The sequence below is a fragment of the Variovorax sp. P4_D9 genome (assembly GCF_056401695.1).
In genome coordinates, this window is record NZ_JBFUIU010000479.1 from 1 (window position 1) to 7,019 (window position 7,019).

A 7,019-nucleotide genomic window follows, 5' to 3' on the forward strand; every position below is an offset into this window, starting at 1 on the left:
GAAGAAAGACTCACGCTCAGGCGCTGACTGTATGGGCAAATGGTGTCAGGGTGGGTACCTGGCGCATTCCCACGCGCGGTCCCGTGGAGCTCCAGTACGACCAGGGCTGGATGGACTCGGAAGTCGGCCGCCCGCTGTCCTTGTCACTTCCTTTCGGAGTCGACGGGAACACTCCTGTCAAGGGCGACCGCGTCGAGAACTATTTCGACAACCTGCTGCCAGACAGCGAGATCATCCGCAAGCGCATCGCGAGTCGGTTCAAGACCGCGTCACTGGAGCCATTCGACCTCCTGAAGGCCATCGGGCGAGATTGTGTGGGCGCGGTGCAGCTTCTCGCGGAGGATGAGGTACCCGAGGGAGTCCATAGCATCCAAGGCACGCCCCTGAACGACGAGGACATCGAGCTGCTGCTCAAGAAGTCAGTGTCCGCCAATGCGTTCGGCGCAGACGAAGATGAGGATGACTTCCGCATCTCGCTGGCCGGCGCGCAGGAGAAGACAGCACTGCTGTGGCATGACGGCCAATGGCTGCGCCCGCACGGGTCGACGCCGACCACGCATATCCTCAAACTCCCGCTCGGCCTGGTCGGGAACAGGAAAATTGACCTCAACACTTCTGTGGAGAACGAATGGCTGTGCCTGTCCATCCTTCGGGCATTCGGCCTTTCCGTGGCGGAGACGGAAATCAAGACCTTCGGCGACCAACGCGTGCTGAGCGTGAAGCGATTCGACCGCCAATTGCACGCGAGCGGGACCTGGTACCTTCGACTTCCCCAGGAAGACTTTTGCCAAGCCCTTGGCGTATCGCCTCATCTCAAGTACGAGGCAGACGGCGGGCCAGGGATCCAGAGCCTCGCGCAGGTCTTGCGGAATTCGGAATCCGCCCAAGACGACCTGCGCACACTACTCACGACGCAGATTCTCTTTTGGATGCTGGCCGCACCGGACGGGCATGCAAAGAACTTCAGCATCCATCTGTTCGCAGGTGGGCTCTACCGCTTGACGCCGCTTTACGACGTCATGTCGATCTGGCCGGCGGTCGGAAAGGGCCCCAACCAGTTCATTTGGCACAGGGCCAAGCTCGCTATGGCGGTCTCGGGAAAGAACCGTCACTACCTCATGAAAGACGTGCAGCGCCGGCACTTCAACGCGATGGCGGCCAAGTGTTTCTACGGTCCGACGGCCGAAGGAATCATCGAGGACATTCTCGAGCGGACGCTGGACGTGATCGAGGAGGTGACTGCGAGATTGCCACCCGCTTTCCCTGCTCGTGTTGCTGAGGGCATCCTGGAGGGACTGGCCGACTCGGCCAAGCGCTTGGACGCGATGCCGGCCAACTGAACGCAGCGCTGTCCCTGGTCCTTCTATTTCTTTCGCCCCGGACTTCGTCTGATGCAGCGGGAGTGCTGCCAGCGGCGTGATTCTGTGCGCCAACGCACATCCCCTTCGACGGTCGTTGGGCAAAATCTGCCGGGGTGTGAACAGACATAGGAGCATGCAATGGTGAAGAAGATTCAGCTCAACGACGAACAGTGGAAGACACTCCAGGCCCTGCTCGAGGCCAACACCATGCGGGTTACGACCGATTTGAACAAGGTTGCCGATCGCCTGAGGTCAAATGGATTCGTCGCCGCCGATCTGCAAGGCGGTCAATTCCTGACCCTTCAAGGACGGGAGAGGTTGAGCCAGGGACGCTAAAGCGCGAGGTTTCGGCGGACTTGCCTGCCGCCCGGCAAGTCTGCGGCCCTGAATTTCGCCTTGCGCGAGGGCGTGCCTGCTCGGGTACGCGCAAGTGGAGGCAGGAGCGATTTCGTTGGTGAAGTGCGCGTTTTTCGTAGGCGTCGACGATCGACGCCAGGGCGATCGGGTGGCCTGGCCGAGCATGCGAGTCGAGCGTTGCGGTGCTGATTGCCTCGGTTTAGACGTCGTCGATCGGGCGAGGCCACCACGCGCCTGTACCTGCCCATCACCTCCGGCTCGACGCCCAGCCAGGCCGCCACCGTCTCGGGTTCGAAGCCGGACGGCGTTTGTGTAAGCGGGCGCTGCATTTCAGTTTCCGTTGGTTGCGAGCACAAGGTTTCACTTTGGGAGCTCCGTCCCATACTCGTGCCCCGTTTCACCACGAGGGTGCACATGACAGCTGAAAGCGGAACCCCAAGGCCGGATTGGCTCAGCTCGCCGCCGACGAAATGTCGCCGAAATGGCTGAGGACGAACCTCGTTGCTCACTGATCTCTCGGGGGTAGGGGCAGCAGCTTATATTGGCACGGGGCGGCGCGGGCGGCCTCCACGAAGGAGAAGTCGACCTCCGGCTTGACCGGTTTTTCGGCGGTCTCGTTGATGTGTTCAGAGCGAAGACCAACATTCGCGGGGGCCGAACTAGCAGCCGCATGGCAATTCGTGCAAGGGGTGCTTGTACCATTGCCCTGGCACCGCCCATTCGCCGGTGCTGAGAGTCCCTGAGAGAGCACGACATGTCTTCCATCGTTGACGAACTGGCCGCGCTGCTGAGCACGGTCCGTATACCCGGGGACTTCTATGCCGCGGGCGCGACCGAACTGCTGCTTCCCCGTTTGGAGGTAAACGGCGTCGGTCCGATTGCCCTACCCTTGCTGCCGACACAGGCCGAGCAACTCATCGCCGTCGCGGAGCGCGCTCCTTACGGCCGCGGTGGAGAGACCCTGCTCGACTCCACCGTCCGGCGCACCTGGCAGATCGGCGCCGATCGGATTCGGATCGAGGGGAAGAGCTGGGCACGGACCCTGGAGGCCATCGTGGCGCGATCCACCGCAGGGCTCGGAGTGAGCGAACCAGTGGCGGCCGAGTTATACAAGCTCCTGATCTACGATCAGGGAAGTCATTTCGTCAGCCACCGCGACACCGAGAAAGCGCCCGGCATGTTCGCCACGCTCATCATCACGCTGCCCTCTTTGCACGCGGGCGGCGAACTGCTGGTGCGTCACAAGGGCCGCGAAGTGCGGCTGGATGTGCGCTGCGAAGATCCCTCGGAAGCGGCCTTCGCAGCCTTCTATGCCGATTGCGTGCACGAGGTGTTGCCGGTGACCTCGGGTTGCCGGGTGGTGCTGGTCTACAACCTGCTGCGCCAGGGGCGAGGCCGCTTGCCCCTGCCGCCGAGCTATGACAAGGAGCAAGCCGGCCTCGAGGCGCTGCTGCAGCGCTGGTCTGCTAGCAAGACAGCGCCTGACGACGATACGCCCGAGAAGCTGGTCTTCCCGCTCGAGTACGCCTACACGCCGGCCGAACTGTTGTTTCCGACGCTGAAAGGCGCCGACGCCGCCGCGGCCGCTGTGCTCACCGCGGCGGCCCGGCAGTCCGGCTGCGATCTTCATGTCGCGCTGCTGACAATTGAAGAAAGCGGCTCGGCCGAGCACACCGGCTATTCCCGGTCGCGCCGTTGGGGGAGCGACGATGGTGAGAGCGACGAAGAATTCGAGATCGGCGAAGTCATTGACTGCAGTCGAACTCTCTCCGACTGGGGCCGCCCCGATGGCAGCCCGGCGGCAATGGGCCACTTTCCGATCAACGACGCAGAACTTTCCCCACCCGACGCCTTGTCGGAAATGGAACCCGACGAGCAGTATTTTCAGGAGGYGACCGGCAACGAAGGTGCTTCCTTCGAGCGGACTTACCGTCGGGCGGCGCTGGTGCTATGGCCGAAGGAGCGACGCCTCGCGGTTCTCAATCAGGCCGGCTTGCCGGTCACCTTGCCTTACTTGGGCGAGTTGACCGGACGCTGGGTCGCGAGCGGCGACGATCGCGAATCGCCCCTGTGGCGCGAGGCGCATCAACTCTCCGGCCACATGCTGCGCACCTGGCGCAAGGCCAACTACTATTCGCAGCGGGACGGCGAGAGTGAAGGCGCCAGAATGCTCGCATTGATGGCCCGATTTAAGGACACAGAACGCATCGAAGCGATCATGGTCGACATCATCGCCACGGGCGGCCATGGCAAGAGCGACAACGACGCGGTGCTGATGGCCCTGGGCCTGCTGCCCGCGCGGCGGGCCGGAGAATTGGTCGAGCGCATCGTCGCCTCCAACGCCGAGATGTGCCTTTGCAGCTGCGCTGACTTGCTGGCTCGCAGCGCGCGAATCGACTCGCTGGCAGACGGCCTCGTCCCTGCCGGGAAGGCCTTGGTTCTGGCGCTGCCGGGCGATCCGGCGCAAGTGCTGCAGGCTGATTTTGCATGGCAGAGGCAGCGCATCGATGTCGGCTTTGTCGTCGACATCGTGTCGGCGCTTTCGCGGATCGACGCCAAGCTGGCTGACTCCACGGTGGGTCATCTCCTGGCTTGGCCGAAGACCTATGGTTTGGACGCTGTCATCCTGCCCGCCGTCCGTCAACTGACCGAAACAACCGGAACCCGGACGCTCGCGGCCGTTCAGCGATTGCGCGCCGTCTGCCTGGAGCATCTCCGCGCGCGAATGGCGCTTGCCCTCGAAGCGCCCGGCGATTGGACTCGCGCTGGCGCGCTCGGTTGCCAATGTCGCCGCTGCGGTGAACTGAGCCAGTTCCTAGTCAACCCCCGCCAGCGGATTTGGGCCTTCAAGGCAGGTGAATCGGATCGCCGGCATGTAGAGGAAACGATCCGACGCGACGGGTGCGACGTGGACTGCGCGACCGACAAACGCGGGCGCCCGTACAGCCTGGTGTGCACCAAGAACCAGGCCAGCTATGGCAGACGGGTGGGGCAGCGCAAGCAGGATCTGGAGGATCTGGCTCTGTTGCAATAGCAGCGCGTGCGAAGCCGCGCCGTGGGCTGCCGATCAGAATGCCAGGGAAAGAACTGGTCTGCTGCGGACGAGGCTTGGCTGTCCTCCGCAGAAATGCCGTCCGGGGCGGTCCGCGACCTGCGGCAAGGTCATCACCATTGTGAGGACCGACATGATCGGAAGAAGCTTGTCCCAACTAGGCTGCCGTCGCGGCTGCGACGGTGCCATTCGAAGGGCGGGCAGCGCGCCATCTTGGCCAACTGGATATGCCGCCGGGCCTCATCGGCGGTGTAGGAGTGTTCACCCGTGCTGAGCTCGGCCAAGGACAGCCGGCACAACTCGTCGTGGCTGTAGCCATAGACCTCGCAGGGCCTTGGGGTTGACGTCGAGGATCGCGCCGCTGTCCCAGTCGTGGATGAAGATCGAATCCTCCGCAGCCTCGAAGATGGCGCGATAGCTGGCTTCGGAGCGTTGCAGCGCCTCGCGCGCGCAGCTGTTCGGTTTCGGCCGAGGCGCGCCCGGCGAAGATGCGCAGCATCGACTCAATGCGCTCGACGTTGACCACGGGCTAGCGCGAGACCACGCCGATGATGCCCGGGGCGCGGCCCTGCGCGTCGTTCAACGGCAGCCCCGCGTAACTCTCGGCACCGGGCAACTGCACATCCTCGTCGATCGCGAACAGTTCGCGTAGCCTGGACGGGTAGGCGCGAAACTGCTGGCCCAGCACGAACTCGCACGGTGTGCCCTTGACCGGATAGCGAAAACCGCGTTGGACCTGACCGTCGCTGACCATCGCCCGCATGTGCAGGGCATCGACCCGGATACAAGGCCGATACACGCCGCGATGGCGAATACCCCTTTGCAACGCAGTGTGCGTATCGCGACATGCGGGAGATACCAGCCGTGTCGATGCTTCGCAGCACGGCCGTTTGCCGCTTCACAGGAGTGCACCATGTCCACCACCCGCTTGCTGAACCCGTCGAACGGCACCGCCGCGCGACTGATCTGCCTACACAGCAGTGCCGCATCTCCGCGTCAGTGGGACGCCTATCGGCAGGCCCTGGCGGCGCACGCCGAGGTGCTGACGCCTGAATTGATTGGCTACGCCGGCGCGGCGCATTGGCCGACCGGCAAGCCGGTGTCGCTGGACGACGAGGCGCGGCAGCTGGCACCGCTGCTGCCACGCACCGGGGTGCACCTGCTGGGCCATTCTTACGGCGGCGCGGTGGCCCTGCAGATCGCGCTGCGCTGGCCTGAACTCGTGCATAGCCTGACGCTTTACGAGCCGGTGCGCTTCGAGCTGCTGAGGCACCACACGGTGACGCGCGAATCGGCCGACTGGATCGGCGGCATCGGTCGGCGCATCGGGATGCAGGTGATGTCGGGCGTGCTGCACCGGGCGGCGCAGATGTTCGTCGATTACTGGTCCGGCGACGGCAGCTGGGCGCGGCTGAGCGAGGCGCGACGGCAGGCACTGGCCAGACTGATGCCGAAGGTGCACGCCGAGTTCGAAGCGCTGTTCGCCGACCGGGTGCCCCCGGCGGCCTACCGCCAGCTGCAAATGCCGGTGACTTTGCTCGGGGGCAGCCGTTCGCCCCTGCCGGCGCGGCAGGTGCTGGATGTGCTCCAGCGGTTGCTGCCGATCTGTCGTCGTGTGCACTTCGACGGCCTGGGCCACATGGGGCCGGTGCAGGCCCCTGACCGGGTGCGGACCGAGGTCGTCTTGCCACTTGGCGCCGAGCCGTGGCCCCTGGCGGCCTGAGGGTGGGGGACACGGCATGAACACACCTGGGCGCCAAGGGGGGCCAGCACCCGGCCGCGAAGGACGGCCATCCGGCGCTGCCGCTACGCCCTCCGCGCGCGCCACGCTGGCGCCGCTCGGCGTCGGCCGGCCTGTGGCTGATCGCGCCCTGGGCGTCGTCGGCTGTGCTCGCCTGCCGGACGTGGCCGAGCGGCCGCACTCGCAAGCGCTGACCGAGGTCGACGACTCGCCGCTGGCCCGACTGGCTGTTGTATCGACAGCGCGCATGGGCGACGCCACCTGTCCGGCTTTGGTTGCTTTCGAATGTCACGAACAGGCGGCCCGGGCCCAGACGAGCACGTGGGGCCCTCGGGCGGTCACACGCTGGTCGTCCGTTGCTACCAGGATCTGACGCGGTCGACGAACTCGAATTTGCTCGTGGCGGTCGCCGAAGGTCAAGCTCCGAAGGTAGATCGGCCGTTCGCGAAGAAAAACCCGAAGGTCTGCTGTCGTCAGCCGCCGACATTCGACTGCAGCCAGTCTGGAG

6 protein-coding genes are annotated in these 7,019 nt (G+C 64.7%); 4 read left to right on the plus strand and 2 right to left on the minus strand.

What is annotated here, in order from left to right; genetic code table 11:
• The 3 genes from AC1DY5_RS35885 to AC1DY5_RS35895 all read left to right on the plus strand — a co-directional run.
• Positions 1–1,340 (plus strand): type II toxin-antitoxin system HipA family toxin (locus AC1DY5_RS35885; RefSeq protein ID WP_478119251.1); only part of this gene is annotated, 1,340 nt, incomplete at its 5' end.
• 159 nt (positions 1,341–1,499) lie between these two features.
• Positions 1,500–1,697 (plus strand): hypothetical protein, encoded by a 198-nt coding sequence (locus AC1DY5_RS35890; RefSeq protein WP_478119252.1) that lies wholly within the window; start codon positions 1,500–1,502, stop codon positions 1,695–1,697.
• A gap of 775 nt (positions 1,698–2,472) precedes the next feature.
• A complete protein-coding gene (locus AC1DY5_RS35895) occupies positions 2,473–4,752 on the plus strand; it encodes a 2OG-Fe(II) oxygenase (protein ID WP_478119253.1) in 2,280 nt (759 codons plus the stop codon).
• Positions 4,753–5,031: 279 nt separating this feature from the next.
• Here the strand turns inward: AC1DY5_RS35895 and AC1DY5_RS35900 are convergent, their stop codons facing one another.
• Both AC1DY5_RS35900 and AC1DY5_RS35905 read right to left on the minus strand, forming a co-directional pair.
• Positions 5,032–5,277: a PAS domain-containing protein gene (locus AC1DY5_RS35900; RefSeq protein WP_478119254.1), complete on the minus strand. Its 246-nt coding sequence runs from the start codon at positions 5,275–5,277 to the stop codon at positions 5,032–5,034.
• A 22-nt stretch (positions 5,278–5,299) separates the two neighbouring features.
• Complete coding sequence (locus AC1DY5_RS35905) at positions 5,300–5,524, minus strand: hypothetical protein (RefSeq protein ID WP_478119255.1); 225 nt, start codon at positions 5,522–5,524, stop codon at positions 5,300–5,302.
• A 159-nt stretch (positions 5,525–5,683) separates the two neighbouring features.
• Here AC1DY5_RS35905 and AC1DY5_RS35910 point away from each other — a divergent pair, with 159 nt between their 5' ends.
• A complete protein-coding gene (locus AC1DY5_RS35910) occupies positions 5,684–6,493 on the plus strand; it encodes an alpha/beta fold hydrolase (RefSeq protein WP_478119256.1) in 810 nt (269 codons plus the stop codon).
• Positions 6,494–7,019: the final 526 nt, after the last annotated feature.

Bases quoted from the DNA above. Each gene is read 5' to 3' on its own strand.
- AC1DY5_RS35890 (WP_478119252.1), top strand. From the start codon at position 1,500: ATGGTGAAGAAGATTCAGCTCAACGACGAACAGTGGAAGACACTCCAG.
- AC1DY5_RS35905 (WP_478119255.1), bottom strand. From the start codon at position 5,524: ATGGTCAGCGACGGTCAGGTCCAACGCGGTTTTCGCTATCCGGTCAAG.
- AC1DY5_RS35910 (WP_478119256.1), top strand. From the start codon at position 5,684: ATGTCCACCACCCGCTTGCTGAACCCGTCGAACGGCACCGCCGCGCGA.